The 25,165-nt window shown below is 46.5% G+C and carries 23 protein-coding genes; 13 read left to right on the top strand and 10 right to left on the bottom strand.

Going from position 1 to position 25,165, the window contains the following annotated elements; all coding sequences use genetic code 11:
• Positions 1-44: 44 nt before the first annotated feature.
• Positions 45-1,622, top strand: coding sequence for a sulfatase family protein (locus BC349_RS09610; protein WP_187256519.1), 1,578 nt, complete (start codon positions 45-47; stop codon positions 1,620-1,622).
• Positions 1,623-1,658: 36 nt separating this feature from the next.
• A complete protein-coding gene (locus BC349_RS09605) occupies positions 1,659-2,792 on the top strand; it encodes an SGNH/GDSL hydrolase family protein (protein ID WP_187256518.1) in 1,134 nt (377 codons plus the stop codon).
• Positions 2,793-2,863: 71 nt separating this feature from the next.
• Here BC349_RS09605 and hpf read toward each other — a convergent pair whose 3' ends face one another.
• A complete protein-coding gene (gene hpf, locus BC349_RS09600) occupies positions 2,864-3,214 on the bottom strand; it encodes a ribosome hibernation-promoting factor, HPF/YfiA family (protein WP_222840130.1) in 351 nt (116 codons plus the stop codon).
• 159 nt (positions 3,215-3,373) lie between these two features.
• Here hpf and BC349_RS09595 point away from each other — a divergent pair, with 159 nt between their 5' ends.
• Both BC349_RS09595 and BC349_RS09590 read left to right on the top strand, forming a co-directional pair.
• A complete protein-coding gene (locus BC349_RS09595) occupies positions 3,374-3,787 on the top strand; it encodes a VOC family protein (protein ID WP_187256517.1) in 414 nt (137 codons plus the stop codon).
• A gap of 76 nt (positions 3,788-3,863) precedes the next feature.
• Positions 3,864-4,043, top strand: a complete 180-nt coding sequence (locus BC349_RS09590) for a hypothetical protein (protein WP_187256516.1) — start codon at positions 3,864-3,866, stop codon at positions 4,041-4,043.
• Positions 4,044-4,103: 60 nt separating this feature from the next.
• On the opposite strand, the gene BC349_RS09585 is transcribed toward BC349_RS09590, so the two are convergent.
• Positions 4,104-4,616 carry a hypothetical protein gene (locus BC349_RS09585; protein ID WP_187256515.1) on the bottom strand — a complete coding sequence of 171 codons (513 nt, stop codon included), beginning with the start codon at positions 4,614-4,616 and terminating at the stop codon, positions 4,104-4,106.
• A gap of 91 nt (positions 4,617-4,707) precedes the next feature.
• Complete coding sequence (locus tag BC349_RS09580; protein ID WP_187256514.1) at positions 4,708-4,992, bottom strand: hypothetical protein; 285 nt, start codon at positions 4,990-4,992, stop codon at positions 4,708-4,710.
• Between the two features lie 104 nt (positions 4,993-5,096).
• Here BC349_RS09580 and BC349_RS09575 point away from each other — a divergent pair, with 104 nt between their 5' ends.
• Positions 5,097-6,533, top strand: coding sequence for a hypothetical protein (locus BC349_RS09575; RefSeq protein WP_187256513.1), 1,437 nt, complete (start codon positions 5,097-5,099; stop codon positions 6,531-6,533).
• Between the two features lie 209 nt (positions 6,534-6,742).
• Here BC349_RS09575 and BC349_RS09570 read toward each other — a convergent pair whose 3' ends face one another.
• Positions 6,743-7,591, bottom strand: a complete 849-nt coding sequence (locus tag BC349_RS09570; protein WP_187256512.1) for an NAD(P)-dependent oxidoreductase — start codon at positions 7,589-7,591, stop codon at positions 6,743-6,745.
• A 247-nt stretch (positions 7,592-7,838) separates the two neighbouring features.
• Here BC349_RS09570 and BC349_RS09565 point away from each other — a divergent pair, with 247 nt between their 5' ends.
• Positions 7,839-10,184: an ATP-dependent helicase gene (locus BC349_RS09565; protein ID WP_187256511.1), complete on the top strand. Its 2,346-nt coding sequence runs from the start codon at positions 7,839-7,841 to the stop codon at positions 10,182-10,184.
• A gap of 25 nt (positions 10,185-10,209) precedes the next feature.
• Here BC349_RS09565 and BC349_RS09560 read toward each other — a convergent pair whose 3' ends face one another.
• Both BC349_RS09560 and BC349_RS09555 read right to left on the bottom strand, forming a co-directional pair.
• Entirely contained in the window at positions 10,210-10,431 is a 222-nt protein-coding gene (locus BC349_RS09560) for a hypothetical protein (RefSeq protein ID WP_187256510.1), read from the bottom strand.
• Positions 10,432-10,528: 97 nt separating this feature from the next.
• On the bottom strand, positions 10,529-11,323 hold the full coding sequence (locus BC349_RS09555) for a hypothetical protein (RefSeq protein ID WP_187256509.1): 795 nt from the start codon (positions 11,321-11,323) through the stop codon (positions 10,529-10,531).
• 213 nt (positions 11,324-11,536) lie between these two features.
• Between BC349_RS09555 and BC349_RS09550 the strand changes: the two genes are divergently transcribed.
• The 3 genes from BC349_RS09550 (at position 11,537) to BC349_RS09540 (ending at position 15,162) form a co-directional block, all read left to right on the top strand.
• Entirely contained in the window at positions 11,537-11,977 is a 441-nt protein-coding gene (locus tag BC349_RS09550; RefSeq protein ID WP_187256508.1) for a hypothetical protein, read from the top strand.
• A gap of 70 nt (positions 11,978-12,047) precedes the next feature.
• On the top strand, positions 12,048-12,956 hold the full coding sequence (locus BC349_RS09545; RefSeq protein ID WP_187256507.1) for a phosphate/phosphite/phosphonate ABC transporter substrate-binding protein: 909 nt from the start codon (positions 12,048-12,050) through the stop codon (positions 12,954-12,956).
• Between the two features lie 49 nt (positions 12,957-13,005).
• A complete protein-coding gene (locus BC349_RS09540) occupies positions 13,006-15,162 on the top strand; it encodes a hypothetical protein (RefSeq protein ID WP_187256506.1) in 2,157 nt (718 codons plus the stop codon).
• 72 nt (positions 15,163-15,234) lie between these two features.
• Here the strand turns inward: BC349_RS09540 and BC349_RS09535 are convergent, their stop codons facing one another.
• Positions 15,235-15,603: an arsenate reductase family protein gene (locus tag BC349_RS09535; protein ID WP_187256505.1), complete on the bottom strand. Its 369-nt coding sequence runs from the start codon at positions 15,601-15,603 to the stop codon at positions 15,235-15,237.
• Positions 15,604-15,690: 87 nt separating this feature from the next.
• Between BC349_RS09535 and BC349_RS09530 the strand changes: the two genes are divergently transcribed.
• Complete coding sequence (locus BC349_RS09530; protein ID WP_187256504.1) at positions 15,691-16,113, top strand: YybH family protein; 423 nt, start codon at positions 15,691-15,693, stop codon at positions 16,111-16,113.
• A 38-nt stretch (positions 16,114-16,151) separates the two neighbouring features.
• Here the strand turns inward: BC349_RS09530 and BC349_RS09525 are convergent, their stop codons facing one another.
• Positions 16,152-18,572 (bottom strand): outer membrane beta-barrel protein, encoded by a 2,421-nt coding sequence (locus BC349_RS09525; RefSeq protein ID WP_187256503.1) that lies wholly within the window; start codon positions 18,570-18,572, stop codon positions 16,152-16,154.
• 372 nt (positions 18,573-18,944) lie between these two features.
• Here BC349_RS09525 and BC349_RS09520 point away from each other — a divergent pair, with 372 nt between their 5' ends.
• The 3 genes from BC349_RS09520 (at position 18,945) to BC349_RS09510 (ending at position 20,935) form a co-directional block, all read left to right on the top strand.
• Positions 18,945-19,412 (top strand): RNA polymerase sigma factor, encoded by a 468-nt coding sequence (locus BC349_RS09520; protein ID WP_187256502.1) that lies wholly within the window; start codon positions 18,945-18,947, stop codon positions 19,410-19,412.
• Complete coding sequence (locus BC349_RS09515; protein ID WP_187256501.1) at positions 19,393-20,016, top strand: hypothetical protein; 624 nt, start codon at positions 19,393-19,395, stop codon at positions 20,014-20,016. Before BC349_RS09520 ends, BC349_RS09515 begins: the two co-directional genes overlap by 20 nt.
• Before the next feature lie 64 nt (positions 20,017-20,080).
• Positions 20,081-20,935: a dienelactone hydrolase family protein gene (locus tag BC349_RS09510; protein ID WP_187256500.1), complete on the top strand. Its 855-nt coding sequence runs from the start codon at positions 20,081-20,083 to the stop codon at positions 20,933-20,935.
• A gap of 1,028 nt (positions 20,936-21,963) precedes the next feature.
• On the opposite strand, the gene BC349_RS09505 is transcribed toward BC349_RS09510, so the two are convergent.
• Together BC349_RS09505 and BC349_RS09500 are read right to left on the bottom strand one after the other, a co-directional pair.
• Positions 21,964-22,308, bottom strand: coding sequence for a hypothetical protein (locus BC349_RS09505; protein WP_187256499.1), 345 nt, complete (start codon positions 22,306-22,308; stop codon positions 21,964-21,966).
• A 168-nt stretch (positions 22,309-22,476) separates the two neighbouring features.
• On the bottom strand, positions 22,477-24,756 hold the full coding sequence (locus tag BC349_RS09500) for a T9SS type A sorting domain-containing protein (protein ID WP_187256498.1): 2,280 nt from the start codon (positions 24,754-24,756) through the stop codon (positions 22,477-22,479).
• Between the last annotated feature and the right edge of the window lie 409 nt (positions 24,757-25,165).

Raw genomic sequence — 25,165 nt, 5'->3', positions numbered from 1 at the left:
CGTACGTCAGACGCACGTCAGACGCGTTAAAAAAACAATTCCAGATGTGTAGCATTCAAAAGTTCACCCTGATATCGGCAATATGGTTACCACTGGCTTTGATCCCCGCGGCATCACTGGCGCAATCGTCCACAGCAGCCCAGCGGTCAAATCAACAGCGTCCGAATATTGTATTGATTATTTCCGATGACCACGCCTTCCAGGCCATTGGTGCATACGGAAGCAAACTGATGCCTACTCCCGGTATTGACCGGATCGCCAAAGAGGGGGCAGTTTTCAATAAGGCCTACGTCAACAACAGTATCTGCGGGCCTTCCAGGGCAGCCATCCTGACAGGTAAATACAGTCACAAGAATGGCTTTAAAGACAATGAAAATTCTGTTTTCGATGCCAGCCAGGATTCTTTCATCAAACAATTACGGTCAGGTGGTTACCAGACCGCCTGGGTAGGAAAATATCACCTGCATTCTGATCCTCAGGGTTTTGATTTCTGGAAAGTGTTGCCCGGGCAGGGACAATATTATAACCCGGATTTCCTTGTGAAGGGCGGAACAGAAAGAATCGAGGGATATGCCACCAATATCATCACCGATATCGCAGAAGATTTTCTCGATGGTCGTGATGCTTCAAAACCTTTTTGCCTGGTTGTCGGACACAAGGCCACCCACCGCACATGGATGCCGGATACGTCAGACCTTGGACTGTTTGACCAGGTGAATTTTCCGTTGCCGGCCAATTTTTACGACAATTATGCCGGCCGTTCTGCCGCAGCTGTCCAGGACATGACCATCGAAAAAAACATGCGGATGGATTATGACCTGAAAATGTCCTCCTTTGGTAAAGACGGCCAGGGCTTTGTGAAAAGGATGAACCCTGCACAACGCAAGAAATTTGAGGATTATTACAGAACAGTGGAAGAAGACCTGAAAAACCGGAATCTTTCCGGGAAGGCACTAACGGAATGGAAATTCCAGCGATATATGAGAGATTACCTCAGCACGGCAGCATCCATGGACCGTAATATAGGCCGCTTGATGGACTACCTCGATAAAAAACAGCTCACCCAAAACACCATTGTCATTTACCTGAGCGATCAGGGATTTTACCTGGGGGAACATGGCTGGTTCGATAAACGTTTTATGTATGAGGAGTCATTCCGAACACCCATGGTTATGCGTTATCCGGGAAAAATAAAACCCGGAACAAAGGTGAACCAGTTTGTGATGAATACTGATATCGGTCCAACCCTGCTTCGTGCAGCTGGACTTCCAGTTCCGGCGGACATGCAGGGACGTTCATTCCTGCCGGTACTCACCGGTCAGAAGGGCGCCGGTCAGGATGCGATGTACTATCACTATTATGAAAATGGGGAGCACAGTGTTTCTCCTCATTTCGGAATACGCACCAGCCGTTACAAACTGATCCGTTTTTATAAAAGGGTGGAGGCCTGGGAGTTGTATGATCTGCAGCGTGATCCCGCCGAGATGAATAATCTCTTTGGTAAAAAGGGATACGAAAAGATCACCCAACAAATGCGAAGCCGACTGCTTCAACTGATCGATCATTACGACGACAACGAGGCCCGCAAACTCTTCACCCGTCGGGTGGCACCCGACGGGTGAAGAGCTGTTTGAAATGGAATCATATATATTTTAAATATGGAACGGGTTCACAACTACTTGCTTACTACATTGGTTCTGCTGGTGGCTGGTTTCGGCCTGCAGGCCCAGGTGCCCACCGCACTCAAATGGTGGGACCCACTTACCGAATCAACTGGTGCCATTGGTGGCCGTGGCTGGACAAGCGGGTTGGAATCCCCATATGATCGCTTGCCGGCAAAGGCGGAAGCGATGGTCAGAAAAGAAGTCTGGAGTCTTTCGCGGCAATCAGCCGGACTATTTGTCCGTTTCAGGTCAGATGCGAAATATATTGTTGTCCGCTATGCAGTGAATGGCGCCCTGGCTATGAACCACATGCCTGCCACCGGGGTCAGCGGCATAGACCTCTATGCCAGGGATGCATCTGGAAACTGGAACTGGGCCCCCGGAAACTTCCGGTTTGGAGATACCATAATATATACTTTTTCCAATCTCCGGTGGTCTGGAAAGGAGGCTGATTTTCACCTGTACCTTCCTTTATATAATTCCGTAAAATGGCTGCAGGTAGGGGTTCCCGAAAGTAATTTGTTCCAGCCGCTACCGGCAACTTTAGAAAAACCGGTGGTGGTCTACGGAACTTCCATCGCACAGGGCGGATGCGCCAGCAGACCCGGACTGGCCTGGACAAATATCCTTGAACGTCGCTTAGGTAAGACCGTTATAAACCTTGGTTTTTCCGGAAATGGACGACTGGAAGATTCGGTTCTGCATCTGTTGGCCGAAATAGACGCTGCTGTTTATGTGCTGGATTGCATTCCCAATCTTACAACTTCTTCAGGTCCGGATGGCAGTGACCTCAAAAACAAAATCCGCCATGCGGTGAAAGTTTTACGTTCACGCAGGCCAGGAGTCCCCATCATCCTTACGGAACACAGTGGTGGAACAGCAGCCCATTTTATGGATAGTTCGCGTCAGGAATTGTTCAGGTCTGTTAGTCTGATTACCCTCAATACTTATAATACCATGAAAACTGCTGGTGTAGACAATATCTATCATCTGAGTTCTGCGCAGATCAATCTAACCCAGGACGGCACGGTTGACGGTGTGCACCCAAATGATATCGGCATGATGTCGCATGCTATTGCTTATGAAAAGCTTATTCGTGCCATACTGAGTAAGGACAGGAAATACTAACCGCTTAATTTCTTTTAACACAAAAGGCTGCCCCTGAAAATGAAGCAGCCTTTTGTTTGCAATTGTTTATCCTAGTAACTGTCTTTAGACTTACGTTTCTCAATCTGTTTTTCCAATGCGTCAACTGCCTGGGCTGTTGCTTTCTCAAAAGTTTCAGCTCTTGAACTGGCCAACAAGTCATTTCCCGGAATCACCAGGCGGATATCTGATATTTTGTTATCATTCGTGGCGGATTTATCAATACGAAGTGTGATTTCATAACTGATGATATTATCCAGATAACGACCCAGTCTGGCTACTTTCTCCTTTATAAATTCGTTCAGATCGTCTTTTGCTGTAAAATCAAGCGTTTGAATATTGATGTTCATAGTGTAACTGTTTGATACAAAGAAAAGCAATTCAGCCCGTGTTATGAGTGACATAAATCAGTTTTTATCCTGTTTAACATTAGGTCAACACTGAACACTGTTCACCCGTCGGGTGCCACCCGACGGGTGAAATTTTGCCCCCTTGTTTTGTCGCATTTGCACAGGCCTCTGCCGGCTGATTGTAGGTAGATTTGGATCATAAACCTGATCGTTATGGTAAATGAAATCTGGATCAACCTGCCGGTAAAAAATGTCGCCAGGTCAAAAGAATTTTTCCGCCAAATCGGATTTTCCTTCAATGAAGAGCGGTGCAATGGCAATGATTCTGCCTGTATGGTAGTTGGAAGAAAAGGTATAGTAGTGATGCTGTTTGCAGACTCCCTGTTTAAAGGCTTCGCTGCCAATGAACTCGCTGATACCAGTCGCGGCACCGAAGTGCTTCTCTCTTTCGATGGTGAAAGTCGGGAGGCAGTTGACGAGATGGCAAAAAAAGTGGCAGCAGCCGGTGGAAATGTGTTCAGTCCGCCAGCAGAAAGCCAGGGCTGGATGTATGGTTTTGGCTTCGCTGATCCCGATGGTCACCGCTGGAACCAGTTGTATATGGATATGAGCAGGATGAGTCAATAATTATCGTAAAGATCTTTAAAGTATAAGTCATGAATAATAACACTATAAACGACTTTACTGGATATTTACCTGGTTGATGGTACTATTCCTCCTGTTCGATGGCATTGGTGGTGTCACGCACCGGCACCGGCAGACGGGAGTAGCGCTCATTAAACACCTGGGGTATCCGGTTTATTTCCTGAGTATTGCAGGGATCGCTAAACTCTTATCAGTCCCAGCCATACAGCAGTCAAAATATATAACCAGCGGGGAATGAGCCGGTGCGGGAAATGCATTCAATTTCATCGATACATAAAGGATTTGCTGTTGGTTAAGTTTATTTCAAGGCATGCTTCAGGGTTTGCTCAATCCTGAACGCATGACTTGAGCCCATTGTCAGGAAAACTTTTTTACCTGCCCGTACGGTTTCAATAATGGCAGCACACATATGGATATCCCTTGCCTGGTTGGAATAGTCAAAGATTTCTGAAAGCCAGCCTTTGGGCCAGCCGTACTCATCGCTGTTGTCACGCCAGTCCTTTGCCCCCGGAAATTCTGCTTTCCAGAAACTGTCGATGGCCGCTACATCGCTGATCTGCGCGCGTATGCCATCATAGTTGGTTCTGCTATTTATATATTCCTGCATTTTTTCATCCGGGTTCGCGGGTTTCCCAAAACGGAAATTACTGAAGTAGGGGCGAAGGGAATAGAAAATCGCGACCTGCCTGGGAGTGAATTTCCTGGTCATAAGGTTGATCTCGGCATTTTTTTCCGGCTCCCAGGTGTAAAATGGAACCCTGTCTTTTTTTGCCAGCCGCACCGTCTCCCCGCCTTCACCGTAGTGCTCCACCGGTTCCTGTAAACCGCCGAAAAGGAAACCCAGTCTGCCTTCAACAAAAGCGATATCGGGTCTGTAAGTTGTCCAGATTCTCCGGATGCTGTCAATCTGCGGATTTTTTTATATCCTTAGTGTGTTCAATGCCCAATACATACACACTTCCTTTGCCTGCATTGATCTGGTAGATATATGGTCTTGGGTGATTGCCGAGACTGTCATAGGCCTGCATATTCATGATGGGGACAACAAATTCCTGCTGCGAAGCAACAGTATAATAAGCCGGCGATCTCCAGATAATGCCAGTCCAGAGAAGTCCGCCAAATGCAGCGGCTGCAAGCAGCATCGTTACCAGAACTATTTTGAAAATCTGTTTAACTAACTTTTTCATTTGCTCAAAGAAAATCAAAATTTGGTTGGGGTACAGTTGAAATGGTTGGGATGTGGTAAACATGGTAAGTTTAAGCGCCGGGAACGACAATATGAAAGAAGTGAATGGTATTGTTAAAACAAACCGAAAGCTTTCGGGTGAGTGTGAAAAGTTTCCGGCTACTGCATCTCAGCCTGAAAACCATCACCATGCCCACACCACTCAAACCGGCTGTCATCGGGGGAATCATCCTGGCCGCTGTGGCCCTGACAGCTTTCCTAAAAAATCAATCTGTATTCATTGAAAAGGTATTGGCAAAGCATCCAGTGCCCCGGCTTTCTTCAAGGCCCCCGGTGCCGGAAAATCCGGCAGAATCACCGACTGTTAAAGAACCAGCCACTCCTGCTCAAGATGATCCTGAAGGTTCCATTTGGACCGCCTCCTTAAAAAATCCCGTATCCTCCGAAACGCCTGCCGCAAATCAAACACCAAATGCCTTCGCTTCTTCCGCTTCAAAAACAAAGATACAGGTGGCCGTTTTGCTGGATGTGTCCAACAGTATGGATGGCCTCATTGAACAGGCAAAAGCACAACTGTGGAACATGGTGAGTGTACTGGGAAAAGCCCGTTGTGACGGAGCCACTCCGCAGATAGAGATTGCGCTCTATGAATATGGCCGCAGTTCGAATAATGCGCGATTGGGATATGTGGAGCAGGTCAATGGTTTTACGCGGGACCTTGACCAGGTGTCAAAGAATTTATTTCGGTTAACCACCAACGGTGGCGATGAGTACTGCGGTCAGGTTATGTACACTTCCTTGTCAGACTTGCAGTGGGATGCAGGTAAGGACCTATACAAAGTGATTTTTATTGCAGGGAATGAAGATTTTCTGCAAGGTTCTGTGCCTTTCACCAAGGCATGCAATATTGCCAAACAAAAGGGTGTTATTGTCAATACCATCTACTGTGGTGACCGCCTTCAGGGTATTCGCGAGCACTGGAATCTTGGGGCGGAATGTGGCAATGGGAGTTTTACTTATATCAATTCCAATGCTGTTATAGATGATATCGCTACACCCTATGATGACCAGTTGTTCAAACTGAATCAACAGCTTAATGATACCTACATCAGTTATGGTGCAAAAGGCGAAGAAAGCAAATCCAAACAGATGGAAGCCGACGTGATGAATTACAGCATGAACAAATCAGTTGCCGCCAAACGAGTGGCAGTAAAAGGTAAGAAGGAACTCTACAGGAATGACAACTGGGATCTGGTGGATGCACAGGAGGCTGACCAGGGTTTTGCATCAAAAGTCGATATGAAAACTTTGCCTGAACCTCTACGGAATAAATCACGGGCAGAGTTGAAGCAATACATCCAGAACGTATCAGCCGAACGAAATAAGATTCAAAAGGAAATCGGATCATTGAATCTGAAAAGGGAGTCCTTCATCTCCGCCGAAAGATCAAGGAAGGCAGGAGCCAAAGAACAGACCCTGGAAACAGAAGTTGAAAAGATACTCCGCGAACAGGCGAAGCGGTTCAGGATGGTCATTGAATAAAAAAGTCTTCTGCCGGAAGGACTCATTCCCTGACCTTTTTCAGTGTGAAAGACCCGCATCCGTTTCGGCCATTGTTTTGGAAATGGTTTACCTGGTCTGGCTGGTTATCATTGTGCTGTTTGCCCGCTATGCAAATGGTATGGAGGATATAAAATAAAAAACACCCATCATTTGTGGGTGTTTTTTTATAGCTGTTCATTAACGCTGATCTATAAGTTGTCTGCTGCAATGACCGACCAGTCCTTATGGGCAAAGCCCTTTTCCAGGAACCTGTCCATTTCCTTTGCGATGGAAGGGACCAGTATCAGGGATTTATTCCCTTTCTCCGCTTCTTCCATCATCAGCCTGGCATCCTTGCGTGCCATCTGCAGTTCCCATGATGGGTTGTCGTAATCTGCACTCATGACCCGTTTCAGCCTGCCGGGGGCTGCGGCGCCCGGGTTGAATGATTCGAACAATGTGGCAATATCCTGGCCGGCAAGACCCATTGCCTTTGCCAGTGCAAGCATATCAGAAAACCCGGCTGTCAGCGTGAGCAGGAATAAATTGCCAATTAACTTGATGCCTGCTGCCTTACCTGTCTGTTCCCCAAAATTCAGCAACTTGCCTGTCATCGGTGAAAGCCAGGGACTGACTTTATCGACAATCTCCTGCTTATCCGAGATCAGCATAAAGCCGCTGCTGTCCAGTGCGTTGGACGGTCCCATAAAAACCGGGGCGTGAACATACGTGATCCCCCTGTCAGCCCAGGCCTTCGTTCGCCGTATAGCCCCTTCCACAGAAGTAGTGGTGTGGTCCAGGATGATAGCACCTGGTTCAAATCCCGCTGATGCCTGGTCCAGCACACTGTCAACTACGCTATCATCAGATAAAGTGATATGAATCCTGGTGGCGCCTTTTACTGCTTCAGCGGCACTCTCAAAAGATTTTGCGCCATCGGCTTCCAGAGCCTTTGCTTTTGCGACTGTACGGTTCCATACATGAACAGTTTCTCCTTTTGCCAGTAAGGCTTTGGTAAAATTGGCGCCCAGAAGACCGGTTCCTAAATATGCAATCATGGTAATTGTTTTTTCAAAGGTACCAAGGCCGGAATGAATTGCTGAGGAGAGTTTCCAGCCGAATCAGCATATTACCCTGACTGGCAACTTTTCACAGCAACTGGTAGTTTTCAATTCCATTCGTTGATTATCAATGCCAAATGAACATTAGGAAAACACCTTTCTCCCTTAGCTCCCTTATATGTAAATTGCACCCCTTGACCCGGGGCCTCCAGCCGGACCCAATTCCCGGGGCCAAATGAACCTGATGACGCAAGATTACCTGAAAGGACTGAACGAACAGCAGCGCGAAGCTGTACTCCATAAAGACGGACCCATCATGATCGTGGCTGGTGCCGGTAGTGGCAAGACCAAAGTGCTTACCACCCGTATTGCCCACCTCATGTCCCACCACCGCGTGGATGCCTTCAATATCCTGGCCCTGACCTTCACCAACAAGGCAGCCAAAGAAATGAAGGAAAGGATCGAAAAGATACTGGGCAACTCCGATGCCCGGAACCTCTACGTGGGTACCTTCCACAGCGTCTTTGCCCGGATCCTGCGCAGCGAAGCGCATCACCTGGGTTATCCCAACTCCTTCACCATTTATGATACTGATGACGCCAAATCGGTGGTGAAAACGGTGATCAATGAAATGAATCTCGACGATAAACTGTACAAGCCCAATATCGTTTACAACCGGATATCCAGCGCTAAAAACGCGTTGGTGGGACCAGCGGAATATGCCCAGGATTATTATATCCAGCAGGAAGACAACCGGAGTAACCGTCCGGCCATCGCCCAGATATACGCAGCCTACGCCAAACGCTGCTTTAAGAACGGTGCAATGGATTTCGATGACCTCCTGATCAAAATGTATGAATTGCTCAAACACTTCCCAGAATCACTTCATAAATACCAGCATAAATTCAAGTATATCCTTATTGATGAGTACCAGGATACCAACCCCGCGCAGTACGAGATTATAAAACTGCTCGGCGCAGCTTACGAGAATGTATGCGTGGTGGGAGATGATGCCCAGTCTATCTACTCTTTCCGGGGCGCAACCATCCAGAACATCCTGCAATTCCAGAAAGATTACGACGATGTAAAAGTGATTAAGCTGGAACAGAATTACCGCAGTACCAAGAATATCATCCATGTAGCCAATGAGGTGATTAATAATAACAAGGGGCAAATACCCAAGCAACTCTGGACTGATAATACAGAAGGGGAAAAGATCCGCCTCGTGCGCACCATGAGCGATAATGAAGAAGGCAAGTTTGTGGCCGATACCATCCAGGAGCAGAAATTGCGCAACCATTACAGCAACCGGGATTTCGCCATCCTCTACCGTACCAATGCCCAGAGCCGGGCATTTGAAGAAAGTCTGCGACGGATGGGCATCGCTTATACCATGTATGGCGGGGTCAGTTTCTATGCACGCAAGGAGATCAAGGACATGGTGGCCTATCTCCGTGTGATCGTCAATACACGTGATGAGGAAGCCTTAAAGCGAATCATCAATTACCCTGTTCGGGGCATCGGCAAGACAACCATTGATAAACTGCTGTTACTTGCCAATGAGAACAATATCACCATGTGGGAAGTGCTGGAAAACGCAAGGCAGGCGGGTTTCAAGGCAGGCACGTTGGAGGCGATCGAGAACTTTGTGACCATGATCAAAAGCTGCCAGAGTATGCTGCAAACGAAGAATGCATACGAAGTGGCCTTCCATGTGGGCAAACAAGCCAATATTGTCAAGGAACTTTTTAATGATAAAACGGTAGAAGGACTGCAGCGGTATGAAAACGTCCAGGAATTACTGAACTCCATCAAGGAATTTACTGAAACGCCGAGTAACGACGACGGTGAAGTGGGCGATAAAAGCCTGGGAAGCTACCTGCAACAAATCACCCTGCTGACAGATGCTGATGAAAAGGATCCTAATGCGGATACTGTAAAGCTGATGACCATCCATGCGGCGAAGGGATTGGAATTTCCGGTGGTTTTTGCAGCCGGACTTGAAGAGATGCTCTTTCCAAATGCGATGAGCATCAACACCCGCGAAGAACTGGAGGAAGAGAGAAGACTTTTTTATGTGGTGATCACCCGCGCCAAACAGAAACTCTGGATCACTTATGCCAATACCCGTTACAAATTCGGACAGTTGCAGCAGAATGAGCCAAGTCGTTTTATTGAAGAAATCCCACAGCAATATTTAGACCGCAGTTTTGCCGGCGGAGGCATCCGCAACCAGGGAGCCGGATATTCACAAGGCAGCGCGTTCGACCGTATGCGTGGTTTCGGGGCGTCTGAACAGGCGGAAAAAATCTACGGTCCACCACCTGCTAAAAGAAAGGATACTGTTCCATCCTATGTGCCGCCCAAAACAGCACCGAAGGTGGTGGAACACAAGCCGGCTGCGGATTTCGTACCGAGCGATACGTCCAACCTGCAGGCCGGACAAAAAGTGGAGCACCAGAAATTCGGCTTCGGAACGGTTCTTAAAATGGAAGGAAGTGCTCATAACCCTGTTGCCACTGTTCAGTTTGAATTGAATGGTGAAAAGAAGATCATGCTCAATTATGCAAAACTTCGCATAATTGACTAGTGGGGGGCTGGGTCTGTATCATGAATCAGATACAACGCAGGCAGCAACCGCCTGATTTTTTAACTGTCTTCCGGCTTGATTTTAAAGCGGCCTGGAAAACGATTGAAGATAATTCCTGACCGGACTTCTTTCCATTGATCATTGTCACCGGGGGGGATGCTTCCGGCCTCAGGGGCTGCAGGATGGCTGCGGCGGCTGCTGCCGAAAGCAACACCAGGGGAACAGCGATGATTAAAAAACTTTTCATGTTATAAAGTTGTGGTTGCAAAGCTACTTCGATACTGTATTGTTCGCAATGCAAACATCAATGACCTGTTAAAATTGCCGTATGAACGGTAATATTTCTAGTATTCGTAGTTGTAACGGATCACCGGCTTCAGTACTCCGCCTATTTCAATCTGCTGATCGCGGAGGGTCGGATAGCCATAATCGTCGTACTGGTATGTTATCCGGAGAATGTCACTTGTAGTAGAATTCCCATCGAGGTTCCTGATCACTTTCGGGTTGTTTTTAAAGAGGACTTGTCCGGGTATAAAGTGTTCCAGCAGAGCGGAAGGTACCGGGTTAGGTTGTCCGTCATAATCTTCAAAGACCTTTGAAAAGCTGTTTTCAAATACAGTTTCGCCCACTCTTTTGTGGAAGTAGTCTATACGCGCTACATTCCCGTCGCCCCTGTAGCTGATGTGAATTTTGACTTCCAGAATATCCTCTGGCTGATCTATGGTTTCGATCAGGTCGGTTACCCGGCCATTGTTGTCATAGGTAAAATGATGGGAGGAGATTTTCCTTCCGTTGTTCAGGAAATTCTCTGATTTTGTCAGGCGATTGCCGGTATAGGAATATTCCACCCTGCCTGCCTGGCTGGTCATCTTCTTAAGTTTGGTACCCTCATATTCGTACTGAAAATCAACACGTGTAATACCCCCTTGTGGTGATGTCTGCCATTGCGAGGTATAACCGGTCAGGTTCTTTCCGGTATTATAACTGAATGCCTGGAAATCATTTTCAGACGCCCTCAGTTTTTTTACCTGTCTTTCGGGTGGAGTGGGCGGCAGTTGCATATAATCATCGCGGTCACAGGAAACCAGCGAAACGGCAAACAGGGTTGTTGCAGCAATAAAAAATGATCTTCTTTTCATTATATAAGGTTAATTGTAAAGGATGTAAAATTCAATAAGCCTGACAACATTCCCAATCGCATACTCATGTGATTGGGACAAACGGCAGTAATCTTTCATGACCGGTGGCGGCTGGATAGTTCGATATTTTTTTTACGAGCAGGCAACGATTTGAACCAAACCTGTTGTCAGTTGGTATATCAGGTATCATTCAACCATTATAACCTTTCCTGTATGAAAAAGATCCTGGTCATTGCCGCAGCCGGTGGGTTAATCCTTGCCGGATGCAGTAAAGACCGACCTGTTGGTCCATCATCTCCCGAAGTGATAACCAAATCACTGCGGATTCACGTGTTTGCAGAAAATGTCCGACGAGAGGGAGAACCTGTTTTTACAGAGGCGGGTCTGAAACTGGTTGTGATGAAAACCAATTTACGTGATGCAGTTCCCATGTTGGTCTGGGATACGATGATACAAGTGAAATCTTTGGCCCGGTATCCGGGCAGTAAGGAGCCGATGCTGATCAGGAAATCATTTGAACTGGATCGTTCGGGCGAGTTTCTGCATTTGATGTATCACAAGATTTACAGGATCAATCAGCTAACCGTCATCAAAGATTTTACTGAATCATTTCCCGCCGGGCAGTTTTCCAAACAACTGGATATTCCCCTCTGAGTGGTCTTACGCATGATTTTCACATCAATATGTGAATGGAATGATTGAATTAAAGACTCAACTTGCGAATATGAAAAATGTAGTCTCCTGCATTGCTGCAATACTTATTTCTTTGAACATGCTGGCCCAACCGATCCGGCTCGCTACCTACCAGTATGCGAACAATGACAGAAAGGGTAACCTGTCTGAATTGGGTCGCTATATTCAATCTGAGCTGAAGAGGGAAGTGATTGTACTCTCCTATCCGACGGTGCAGACGTTTATGGAAGGCATTCGAAACAATGAAGTGGATATTGCTTTGATCAATACTTTCGGATACCTGTTGCTGGAAACATCCGGCAAACCTTTTCCCATGAAGGCGGTTGCCGCATGGGTGGTTCCGGAAGGTGCGGCTGATATTTACAAGACTGCTTTCCTGGTAAAGGATAAGGGCCCCGTTTTGAATTGGCGGTCCCTTGGTTCTAAAAGCGGGAAACTTCGGCTGGCCCTTGTGGCGAAAGGCTCCACATCAGGAAATCTCGTACCGAGGCTGGCGCTTACCCAGTTGGGCATCCGGGAGGCAGAGCATTCTTTCGACACTGTGCTCTATGCAGGGAACCACCAGGCTGCTGTTGAATATTTGCTCGATGGAAGGGCTGATATTGCCGCCATGGGACATGATGCCTACCAGAAGATGGTTGCTGTGAAACCTGCAGCAAATCTAATGTTGCGCCAGATATACCTGTCCCCTGAAATCCCGCTGGGACCGGCATTGGTTAATGTAAACCTGTCACTTGAGACCAGGCAATTAATAGAAAACATCCTGCTGAACCTGCATTCCAATGCACCAGCCGCCATGCAGGGCTTGAGGGATGGCTGGACAGAAGCCCGAAAAGCCACTCATTTTCAAACAATCGGAGCCGGTCATTATGAGCCTTTTCTTCGCCGGTTCGGGCAATCATCCGCCGTTGCTGCCATTTTACAGCAGTTTGCCAATTGATGGACCCTAAATGGGCTTTTCCGCTTAACTTACCGGTTGAAATCAGCCCATGAGCCGTTGTCTGTGTTTACTGACTGCCATTTTTCTGTACATTCTGCCCTTGACCGTGGTGGCACAAACGACCCCTGCCGAAGCCAACGCCCTGCTGGATGCTGAACAGATACAATACCGGGTTTACCTCCAGGGATTCAATAGTGAGGAAGGGATAAGGATACGGATCAGGGAATTTGCCTATCATACTACAGACAGTCTGCAGGCCGCCTTCCATGAAATGAAAAAAGATAGCCCGGCTGAGCAGGTCCTTGCCATCAACAGCCTGCGGTATTTTTTGCAGACGCTTCGCAGCAGCCTGAAACAAAACCAATACGATATTTATGATGTGCCGGAGATCCTGGAGAAATTTCCAGCAATAGCTGATGCCGTCATTCAACATAAACCATTGAGGGATATTATGGGTGGGTTTGGTGCCCGGCGAACCCAGCTGCTGGCAGATGCCTTCCGGCAATTCAATGAAGGTAAACGATTGCAGCAGCTTGCTGATATCCGCAGGGTGGCCGTGGGTGTAGATAATATCATCCCATTCCTCGAAAGGAGGGCCGATTTTCCGTATACTGATACAGCCCTGGTATATGTTGGAGAACTGGCCCCTATGAATATTGTGAACTATATAACGTATAACAATACCCGCATAACGGATATTATCCGGCAGCACAGGAACCCGGTTATCAGCCAGTTGGTAACCCTGTCGGGCAACCGAAATGCCGGAGAACTCGCGCATTTTGCGAAAGAAATCTCAGACGGCAGATATACAAAGGAAGAGCTGCTTTATCTGAGAAGCTCAGATGTGAACGGCTATTACCAGTTACTGGTGAATTCCATTCAGGAGAACCGGCGGATTAGACTGGCTGGTGGCCCGCCGGGTATGCAGGCTGCCCTCCGGAATGCATTACATGAGAAAGCGATGGCATTTTACATCAGGCAGATCAATGACCTGCATGAATCATCCGGCCCGACAAGATTTGCCAGTATCCAGCCCCTTAGGGCAATTGATCTTTATTACCTGCTCACCACAGGCGAAGATGAACTCTACACATCCAGCTTTCTCGGGATATACAAAAGAATGATGGAGCAGGTTCCTGCCGGCCGATCCGACAGCCTGATGGAGTGGGTTCAGTACGACCAGTTCAGGAAGTTTATACGCACCTGTTCGCACTATAACGTGTTATCCGATTTCCTGAACAATATGCCTGAATCGGAGCGGCAATCACTTTTGTCAAAATTCATCGCAGGAATCGAGACGGATATCAGTAGCGGAATGGAGGAAGCAATGGATGTGGCGGATGCATTTATCAGTCTTACAGACGATACCGTAACCAATACAATGGTTGGGCAGCTGCTGGATGAAAACCTGCAGCGGTGCAGGAATACCGAGAATTTTTTCGGCATCAGGATGTACAATATCCTTCACCAGGTGTATGATGTGGCAAACGATACCTCTGCCAGGAAGAAGTTGTTTGGGAAACTGGGCAATTATGAACTGCTACCGGTGGAATCAATCCGCGACCAGGATGAAGTCATCCACCAACTCGTTGTCTTTTATGGTGATGCCGACGGGAAAGCTTCCTTCGCGAGTTTCATGTCCCTGTTTCGTGATACAGGGCGTTGGGAGGTCGTGAAGCATTCCCAATGGATGGAAATCTGTTCCAGGAATACGATTCAGCCCATCCGGATATTTGCCAACCTTCCACTGGATCACGAGTTCAGGCTTGATGAGCTGGCGCAACAGGCTTTGCTGCAATACCTGTCGGGATCCGGGATAAAACCGGGAATCATTATTCACCGGGGCCATAGTTATCATTTGCCTACCACACTGAATTATCTGCAGCCTTACACCAGGCTGGCGATCCTTGGCTCCTGCGGGGGATATAAAAACCTGCTCACAGTAGTAGGGAAGAGTCCCGGCGCCCAGATTGTAGCTACCAAACAGATCGGGTCCAAACTGATCAATGATCCGATGATACAGGAATTGAACGTCCAGCTCTCACAGCAACAGGATATATACTGGCCGGAACTCTGGAACAGGCTGGGAGAGCAATTTGGAAAATCCGATTCCACACGGAACCTGTTTTCTGAATACGTACCGCCCTACCGGAACCTAAGTCTGTTTGTGATCCGCCTGTACAACAGTGATGCGGGATCCCTGTGAAAGGGGTAGGCGTCTGACGTTTGCGTCCACGGTATTCATCCATTCTAAACGTCAGACGCCAATCCCTAAACGTCAGACGCCAATCCCTGCGTCAAGGGCCTTTTTCAACGCTTCCACAACGGCTTTTGTATTGCCGATAAATATCTGGTCCCCCACAATGGCTACCGGGCGTTTGAGGAAGGTATATTCCTCCAGTATCAGCTTGCGGTAATCTTTTTCGGTCAGCTGTTTTTCATGAAGGCCCATGCTGCGGTATTTCATAGCCTTGCGGCTGAAAAGGGCCTCATAACTGCCGGCAAGTTTTTTCATTTCATCGAGCTGTTCCGGGCTGATGGGTTCTGCCTTAATGTCCTGGAGTTTGGCTTTCTTTTTAACAGCATTCACTTCTTTCAGGATTTTCTGGTTGGTGCTGCAGGTGGAAAGATGATATATTTTCTTCATAATCTTAGTCTGACAGGCAATGACAAATGCCGGCGCAATTTGGTTGAATAAGTCTGCAAATGTACCTTACCGGAAATATTTTTCTGTATGAGACTTCTCCTGATACTGCTTTGCTTTGTTCTTGCCGGCCCGGTTTCTGCCCAGGTTCCCGATGAACTTGCCATCCGCCAGTTATTGAGCAGGCAGCAGGATGACTGGAACAGGGGTGATATTGAAGCCTTTATGCAAGGGTATTGGAAATCCGATTCCTTGATGTTTATCGGCAGCAAGGGAGTAACATATGGTTACAACAATACCTGGGAACGGTATAAGAAAAATTACGACAGCCGCGATAAAATGGGTACCCTTAAATTCGACCTTCTTCACGTAAATCGATTGTCAGACCTGGTGTTTATGGTGGTGGGAAAGTGGCACCTCACCAGGACAGTCGGCGACATCGGTGGTCATTATACGTTGATACTGCGAAAAATCAATGGCCAATGGGTGATCGTATCAGATCATACGAGTTAATTGAACCAAAAGATCCCTTACTGTGTGAAGAAGTTGGTCTATTGCCGCACCCGCTGCTGCTCCTCACTGCTTCCGCCATTGTTGCGGCGACGGTTTTCAGAGAATTGCTTCCCGAAGCGCCAGGTAAAGCTGATATTCGCCACCCTCGTTTCACGGCTCTGGTTAAAGTGTTCTCTAACATACTGGTACCTGATGTTTCCGTTGATGCGCTGGGTAAAGAAAATGTCGCGTATATTCAGTCTCAGGGTACCTTTCCCCTTTAAAACCTGTTTGCCGATCCCGGCCGAAACCTGCCCGAAAGCGCTGATCCGGAATTGTGCATCTTCAAACGGGGTGTTATAATTTCCGGATAACTCAGCAGACCAACCCTTTTTGAATTTGAACTGGTTATTAATGCCTGCATTTGCATTGATGTTTTCACTGTTGAAATCGCTGTTGGTTCCAGTGCCATTCACTTTTCGATGGCTTCCGGTGGCATTGATACTGGCAGACCACCATTTGGCCGGATTGAGTTGAACGGAGATGGTGAGATTTGTATTCTGCATCCGTGCCAGGTTACCTTCTGTCAGGATTGTTACCTTCCCTTCTGTCCGGAATATCTGGTTGAAATATTGTTTTGTTTCGGCATGTTCAAGTGTAGTTGTAAGCCATTCCTTATATGTATGTGAAATACTGTAGGTCCAGGTAAACTGCGGTTGTATATAAGGGTTACCAACCTGGTAGGTATATTCATTGATGAAGAACAGGAACGGGTTCAGTTGCTGGTAGGCCGGCCTGTCAATCCTTTTTCCGGTACTTAGTGTAAACACATTGTTGGAATCTGCATTGTAAGTGATATACAAGGTTGGGAACAATGAATTGTAATTCCTTTTAAAGGAAGAGTCTTCCTTCATTGGATTGCCTGACTGGTTTCCCTTATAACTGGTGTTTTCAAAACGTAAACCACCCTTGAATGAGAATTTCCCCATGCTTTTATTGGCGCTTATATAAGCGGCGTTGATGTTTTCTTCATAGAGGAAATGGTTGGACTTCAGGTAATCCGGTTTCCATTGATTGTCCTCCAGGTTGGAATAATTCGCCAGGTTATCGGTTTTGACAAGGCTCGATTTAATACCGGCTTCCAGTTTCAAATCCTTTCCGATGTTTTGGGAATAGTCTGTTTTGGCAGAGAGTATGGAAATGGTTGCCGGAAGTTCACCCTTTAATTTTCCTTGTGAATGTATGGTGTTGTCCGGCAGGCTCGTTTTATTGGTGAACAGCTGGTTGTTTTCCATGTCATAGCGCACATAATCAATGTCTGCACCCAGCTCGCTGTTTTTATTAAACTGGTGGCGCAGGTTCAGGTTCAGGGTACCATTGACCCACCTGTTTTTATTGTCGCTGATGGTATTTATAATGGTGTCTGTAATATGATTACCATCTTGCAGGTACCCGGTACTGCTTCCGTCAAATTTGCGGGGCGAAATGAATCCGGTTCCCACTATTCCGAGGGTGGTTTTTTTATTCAGGTAATAGTCCAGACCCAATTTCAATGTATTGTTATTTCCGGCTATTGTCAGGTAGGTTGGTTGCCTGTAAAAAGCAACCGGGGTTTTACCATCATCATCTAAGTAGGTGCGGTTGATAAGCAGTTCATTGAATCCCTTGTTTGAATTCATGCTGTAATTGGCAAAAGCATTGAATTTTTCATTTCGGTAATTCAGGTTGAGGCTGTTATTTGTCTTGTAATACCTGCCCTGTCCATAGCTGATGTTCAGGCTGCCATTCCAACCGCGTTGTTTATTCTTTTTGGTGATGATATTGATAATCCCTGAGTTACCGGCAGCATCATATTTGGCCGGCGGGTTTGACATCAGTTCAATCTGATCCAGCTGGTTGGCACTCATGTTGTTAAGTAGGTTGGCCAGTTCTGTTCCGGAGAGATAGCTGGGTTTTCCATCAATCATCACCATTACGCCTGACCGGCCTTTCATACTGATATTCCCATCCCTATCCACCGTAATTCCAGGTGATTTTTCAAGCACTTCCATGGCAGTTGCCCCTGCATTTGAAATACTGGCCTCAACATTTACAATAGTCCGGTCGGCTTTTACTTCTATCATCCTTTTTTTGGCAATTACCGTAACACCACTTAGTTGCTTTTCCGCAGGCGACAACCTGATGGTGGCAAATTCTTTATGCGGGTTTGTTTCGCTGAGCAGGAAGGCATCGCTGAAAAATGTATTAAACCCTGCCGCGCTTACTGATATCAGGTAGTTGCCAAAGGCCAGCTGGTCAATTTCAAAACTACCCTGGCTTCCTGCAACTGCAAATTTTATGACAGATGAATCTATGGCCTTCAGCAATGAGATAGTGGCGCCTTCCGATGCTACGCCGTTTACCCTGCCTTGCTGTTGTGCAATTGATTCTGCGCAGAATAACATTGTACTGATCAATATTCCCAGTTGAAGCCTTTTCATGATGATTGTTTTGAAATGTGGCGTAAAGTTTGGAATAAGCAGCTGCAGCCGGAATTGAATTGGGATGATGGGTTAAATAATCATGCCGATGCACCAGCGGTGAATTTCAAGTATGAAAGGTTTCGTAGATGTCGCATATTTATGTGGTTATGCGCTGAAATATGTGAGTTTTACATGTGACAGATTATTTTTCGGGTAACCTGTAATAACTATTGCGGGGCGGCTACATATTATTAAACTGTTGATCTGGCAATTGATCGCATGGATTCTGATGGATGGTTCTGCCAGGTTTTGATTTTATTTGCGATGCTGTTTGTGTGAGAATGAATTTTATGAACAATTAAATGATACTGGTTGAGCGAAAAGGAATTTTTGGAACAGATCAGGGCGAACCAGGGTATAATCTACAAAGTGGTATCGTTGTATGCTGCAGACCCGGAGGAGAAAAAGGATCTCTACCAGGAAATCCTGTTGCAGTGCTGGAAAGGCTGGGGTAATTTTCGGGGAGAAGCAAAGTTCAGTACCTGGTTGTACCGGATTTGCCTGAATACAATTTTTACCAGCATGCGCAAGAAAAGACTGGTCGTTTATACAGATGAATTGCCGGAAGACGGGGAATTGGCTCCCAGCCAGCTGGACAAAGAAGATTCCGTTGCTTTACAAAAAGCCATCAGACAGTTGACGGATCTTGACAGGGCGATCATTTTACTACACCTGGATGGATATGGTAATACAGAGATCGCCGGGATGCTGGGCATGTCTGCCAATACTCTTTCCGTAAAGCTTTACCGGATCCGGCAGCGATTGTCAAAACTTTTAAATGAACAGGGAAATGACTGACCAGAATAAGTGGCGGGACTGGGAGCCCGTGGATGAAGAACTTGACGACATGTTGAAGCCCGGCTTTTCCAGCAGGTTTCAGCCACATCATCCCCTTGTTAAACTGAAAAGGAACCTCCTTATTAATTTGGTTTGGGGGGTATTGATTACTATTTCTTATTTGCTGGTGATGGTTTCTTATCCTGTCTGGCCGGTGGTAATAGCATTGCTGGTTAATATTTCATTTAATGCCGTGGCAATGCTGGGAGCAATCAGGTTGTTCAGGTCCATCAATACTACCATTTCAGGAAGCGGTAGTCTCCTTCAGGAATTACAACAGCATTACCACGATATCAGGGCCTGGGGGCAGTTGCAATTGAAACTGGCATTATGGGTTTATCCTTTCGCTGTGGCCGGCGGTTATATCCTTGGTGCGACCATCCGTTCGGGAAGATCCCTGGAAGAATTGCTGCAGAAACCAATTTTCATCTGGGTATTGTTGGTGGCTATTGTGGTTTTGGTACCAGCCAGTTATTTCCTGGCGAAATGGATGTTTAAAAGGAGTTTTGGCCGCCACCTGGATGCGTTGAAGCAAACCATTGAATCTATCCAGTCGGGTTACTGAGCATTTGTAGATGGCGTCTATTGGGTTTGATGCGGATTGATTAAATTGTGTAACAACCAATTTTATGGACCAACGCATTATCAGCCTGTATGATGAATACACACATCGACCCCTTGGTCGTGATCAATTTTTAAAGCAGCTCGTTAAAATTACCGGCAGCCTGACCGCTGCCATGGCTGTACTGCCCATGCTGGAGGGTAATTATGCCTCCGCACAAACCCAGCCTGCTGCCGGACTTTTTACCGAAAGAGTCAGTTATCCCAGTTCTGCGGGGGAGATGAAAGCTTATGTGGCAAGACCTGTGGCGCTCAAACCCTATGCCGCCATCATTGTTATACATGAGAACAGGGGATTGAATGCCCATATTGAAGACGTAGCACGAAGGGCTGCAGCTGAAGGTTTCCTTGCTATTGCCCCTGATGGATTATCCACCCTTGGAGGTACCCCTGCCAATGAAGATGATGCCCGCCAGTTGTTCAGCAAACTGGATGGTGTAGAAAACATCACAAGGTTTGGGGCAGCATTGCCCTACCTGAGAACAAGGAAGGATTGCAATGGCGCTGTTGGTTGTGTGGGATTCTGTTGGGGCGGTGCCATGTCGAACAACCTTGCTGTTGCAGTGCCGGAATTAAAAGCTGCTGTTTCTTTTTATGGCCGGCAGCCTGATGCTGCAAAGGTTGCAAATATCAGGGCCGCCGTTCAATTGCATTATGCTGCACTGGATGAGCGTGTTAATGCGGGGATGGCTGCATATGAAGAATCATTGAAGGCAGCCGGGATCAAATATGAACAGTATGTTTATGAAGGTGTAAACCACGCTTTCCATAATGACACTTCGGCCGCAAGATATAATAAGGAAGCCGCCTTACTGGCCTGGTCAAGAACCATTTCCTTTTTTAAGAAACACCTGGTAATCTGAACAGGTCATGATGCGGCTTCCGGAATTATTGCCGTCCGTTAATGACGAGTTATCTGGTTTTCAATTTTCTATCCTGAACAACCTGTAACAGGCAGATGCCTGGCGTCGGGTCGTTCACTTTCACATAGACAAGGTTTTTGCCAGCCTGTAATTTCTACCAGCCGCAGTTCGGTTTTTTCATTGCCGTTTGCCGGTAATAAAATGGTGAGCATTGTTTCATCCTTATGGTACTGAACTTTTTCAATTGCAACCTCTTCCACCGGCCTGGAGCGATTATTTAAGGTGGAGGTGGCTGGGGTTGAATTACCGGGCCATGCTGTATTGCTTAACCCCACTTTCAGGGAATAACATTTTGTGGCATTAGATGCATCATTTTTAACGGAGATTTGAAGGCGGTAACCAGTCTTTATCGCTCCGGTGTACCCAATTACCTCGGGTGTTGTGTCTATGTTGGCCGAACTCCAGATCAGTTTGCCTTTTGCACCTGTAACTTCAAATCGTAGTCTGCCGGCGGGCTGAAAAGGTTTATTTTAATATAACCGGACCTGCTGTCGTTTTAAACTGGAATTTATCAATATCAGCTGATGAAGAAATACGGGCGGTGATGGTATTGCTCACACCAATGGCAGCGCCATGTTTACCACTTGCTTCGTATGGATCAGTACAGGAAGGTGGCGGTGGTTCTGACGTATTTATCGGGTAGCCCCAAAAATACAATAAGCTAATTCCAGTGCTGGTTGCAAGGATAGGGGCTGCCCCGCTACTGTGTCCCGGGTAACTTATACCTGCAGGTCAGTAATATTCGAAATCATGCCACAACCGAAACGCATCTGAAACAGGTAGATTCTGTTAAGTCCCGGATAGTCAGTATTCCCTGCCAGGTTTGAAGCCATACTTAATGCCCGTTGACCGGTGTTTCCAATAGTTTCAAACCATACATTACCATTGTCAATGAATCATTCTTTTGGGTAGCCTGAATTGGAAGAACCACTTCCCCATAGCCTGACAAAATACCTGTGAGGTGAATTTTAGTTTCTGTTCGCGTCATTCCAAATTTCATACACTCTCCAGTTTGTTGCAGCGGTTGATTGTCCCTGTATGAGGTAAATATCACCTGCCACTACATTAGTTGCTGACCTGATAAGGGTTTCAGTAGCGCCATTAAAGCCCATGAGGTCAAATCTGTAATTAACAAGCGCTGCAGCCAGGTTTTCCGGAACTGTAAATCCAGTTATTCCATAGTTGAAACTTAAGGGAATAATATTGGTGTTGATCAATATTCCATTGCGATACTTTTTTACCCTGAGTCCTCTATACCCGCTGGATTCTTCAATAATGCCCACGATTGGTAAGCTGACTGAATTGGTCTGCATATCCCTGGGATATATTTGCTGGTTTACAGGGTAACTGGTGGCCTGCCCTGTTGATAGTTGAAAATACTAATCGTTAACCAGAATAGCACGACTTTCCTGATTGTTCCAGTCAATAGAACATGGACCATTGCATGATAATTTTCAAGTACTAAAAGTCGCGTGCTGGGGCTATCGGATAATATTGATTTTTTCAGTGAGCAGGCTGTTTTTACTAATGACCTGAATCAGGTAAAGACCGGCAATAATTTTGTCAAGTTTTATTTGATAGATGTTTTCTCCTTTAGTGGCGGTTTTCTGCTCCACCAATACCAGCCTGCCTGACAGATCTACTATCCTGATCGAAACAGCACCCGAAACTTCAGTGGAATATTTGAGGGTAATATTGTCGCGCGTCGGATTAGGGAACATGCTAATGCCTGACGAAACAATTGTATTTAATTCTGTTTTGGCTGTTGTTTCCATTGGAGCAGCTGTAAGTCCCGGATTAATGCCAGTTCCGGTTCCTGCTGTCCATTCTGTAGTACTTAACTCTGTCTTCAGCGAATAACAAAGCTCTGCATTGAAATTTCCGGCCTTCTTGGTTATGCCGATATAATAGAGTGCGTTGGTGCCGCCACTATTATCAATGATCTGTTCAGGTGTTGTGCCCGAATTGGTGGAGGACCCCAGCAAAGTCCAGTTGCTTCTATATACATAGAGTTCATAATCTGCGGGTAGGTCAAAAAGGCTGAACTTAATAAAGTTGCCGGTACTGTTGGTTCTGACATTAAACCAATCCACGTCGGTTGATACATCAATCAATGCATTGATGGTTGTGTTGGGTTGTATCTGTACAGAAGCCCCGCCATTATTATTTGGTTCGTAATTGTCTGTACAGCCTGATGGGGGTGGCGGCGGAGGTGGCGGAGGAGGTGGTGGCGGTGGTGGTGGGGTAGAACCATCAGCTTCTTCCACGATGAGGTTGGAAAAATAGGCAAGCCCCAATCCTTTGTTGTTGTAAACAACCGGCGAGGCTGTTCCCTGGTGGCTAAGATAGGAAAGGCCCGAAGGTTTCAGGGCACTTGAACCGCTGTTCCTGTAAACATTAAAATAAAGTGAATCGTTACTGATATAGTGGCTGGATATAGAAAAGCTTCCTCCTTCCATCCGAAAGTCTGAAGCCAGGTTGCCCATTGAGCTGTAGGTTGTATTCGGATCACTTAATACTAACGCTATCTGGGTGGCGACTCCTTCAGATGTCATGCCGGTTACAACTGCCTTTTTGGGTTGGGGAGTGTTTGTGCCATTGTTGACATGGTATATCACCCGTTGCACTATCTCATAAGCCCAGTCTCCCATTTTCTTGTAGCCTTCCACAAAACTATAATGGCAATCATCACTGTAATTATTGGTGTTGCTGGTACTTATCAGGCTAACATCAGAGTGATCGTTACTGAGCTGGCGATGGGCTTCCTGCACCTGCAATGCGCCATCTCTGGAATACATTCCACAGCCATACCTTGTCTGGAAAATTATAATATGCTCTAACCCCGGGTAATCTTCCTTCCAGTCTGCGTATAAGGAATTGAAATAAGTTTTATACTGACTGGTGGAGAGCTGGTTTGGGTTTAAGGAGCCTGAAGCATCCGATTCACCCTGGTACCATAAGATACCGCGAACTCTTTCCCTGACGCCTGCCTCAACCGATCTGTTTAATAAGCGGCCATAATTCGTGCCACCATCATTTGGATTCCAATCATTCCGCAGAAAATATCCAATGGCCGCACCAGGGTATCCTCCATTCAGGATACAGATCGGAATCCTTTGTGATTCTGCAATTCTTGATGCCATCCTTAAAGCCCATTGCCCGGTATTACCATTTACATCATAGTATGAATTGCCCATGGCAACAAACCATGCTTTGGTATAACTGGCATTGCTGGATCCGCTTCCCCAAACCCTTACATAATTGCGATAGGGTGCATTGGAAGAGTTGTTGGCATCATTTTCCGTTGTTATACTGCCTCTGACATTTGCCACGGCGTTTGATTGTCCCTGAACCAGGTATACGTCACCAGCCACAACATTGTAGGCTGCCTTAAGCCAGGTTTCCCTCCAGTTTTTATAACCGTACAGGGTGTAGGTGTAGTTTGCCAGCTCAGCCGGTAGTTCATCAAGAATGGTATAGGAAGCTACACCATTAATATAAGTCAGATTGGCTGTGATGGTTTTCTGGTAATAGCCATTCCGGGATCTTTTTAAGCGAACCTGGGTGTACCCGGTGGAGGAGGACATCGTTCCTTCTACTGTTACCGTCGCGGTATTAGTGGATGGATTTCTCGGATATAACTGTGCGTTGAGAGGGAACCTGGTGATTTGTGCATTGACCACCAAAAATGAAAAAATAAAAACAGGCAGGATCAAAAAGATTCCGCATGCCTTTCCAGGTTTAGCGTAAATAGGGCTCATTGTAATTAAGATAAGGGGTTGCCAATAAAAGACATCTGAGCTAAAACCGGGGGGAATAAATAGGGGGAGGATTTATCTACCCTGAAATTACAATATAAAAAACAAAATTCAGAAGACAGATTGACCATAAAGACAAAAAATGATTGATTTTTTTCCCGGGCAGGAGGGGCATTTTCCCCATTTCAAGTATTTCTACGATAAAGTATACCGAGAACCTATTTGAAAAATTTACACTTGATGATGTTATGGTCATAGATTTTTAATGCTGGCGCAACTGTATGGACTACATAACCAGCGTTAAAAAGGTAACCGGGATTCAGAATAGTAACGGGGATACACAGAAAATTCTGCGCAGCTATAGATGGTTAACCGAAAATCAACCTGCCTGGCAGGTTCCCTAAAATAATAG

This window comes from Flavihumibacter stibioxidans (genome assembly GCF_014332695.1).
Classification (GTDB): Bacteria; Bacteroidota; Bacteroidia; order Chitinophagales; family Chitinophagaceae; genus Flavihumibacter; species Flavihumibacter stibioxidans.
This window is presented reverse-complemented; position numbering and strand designations above follow the sequence as displayed.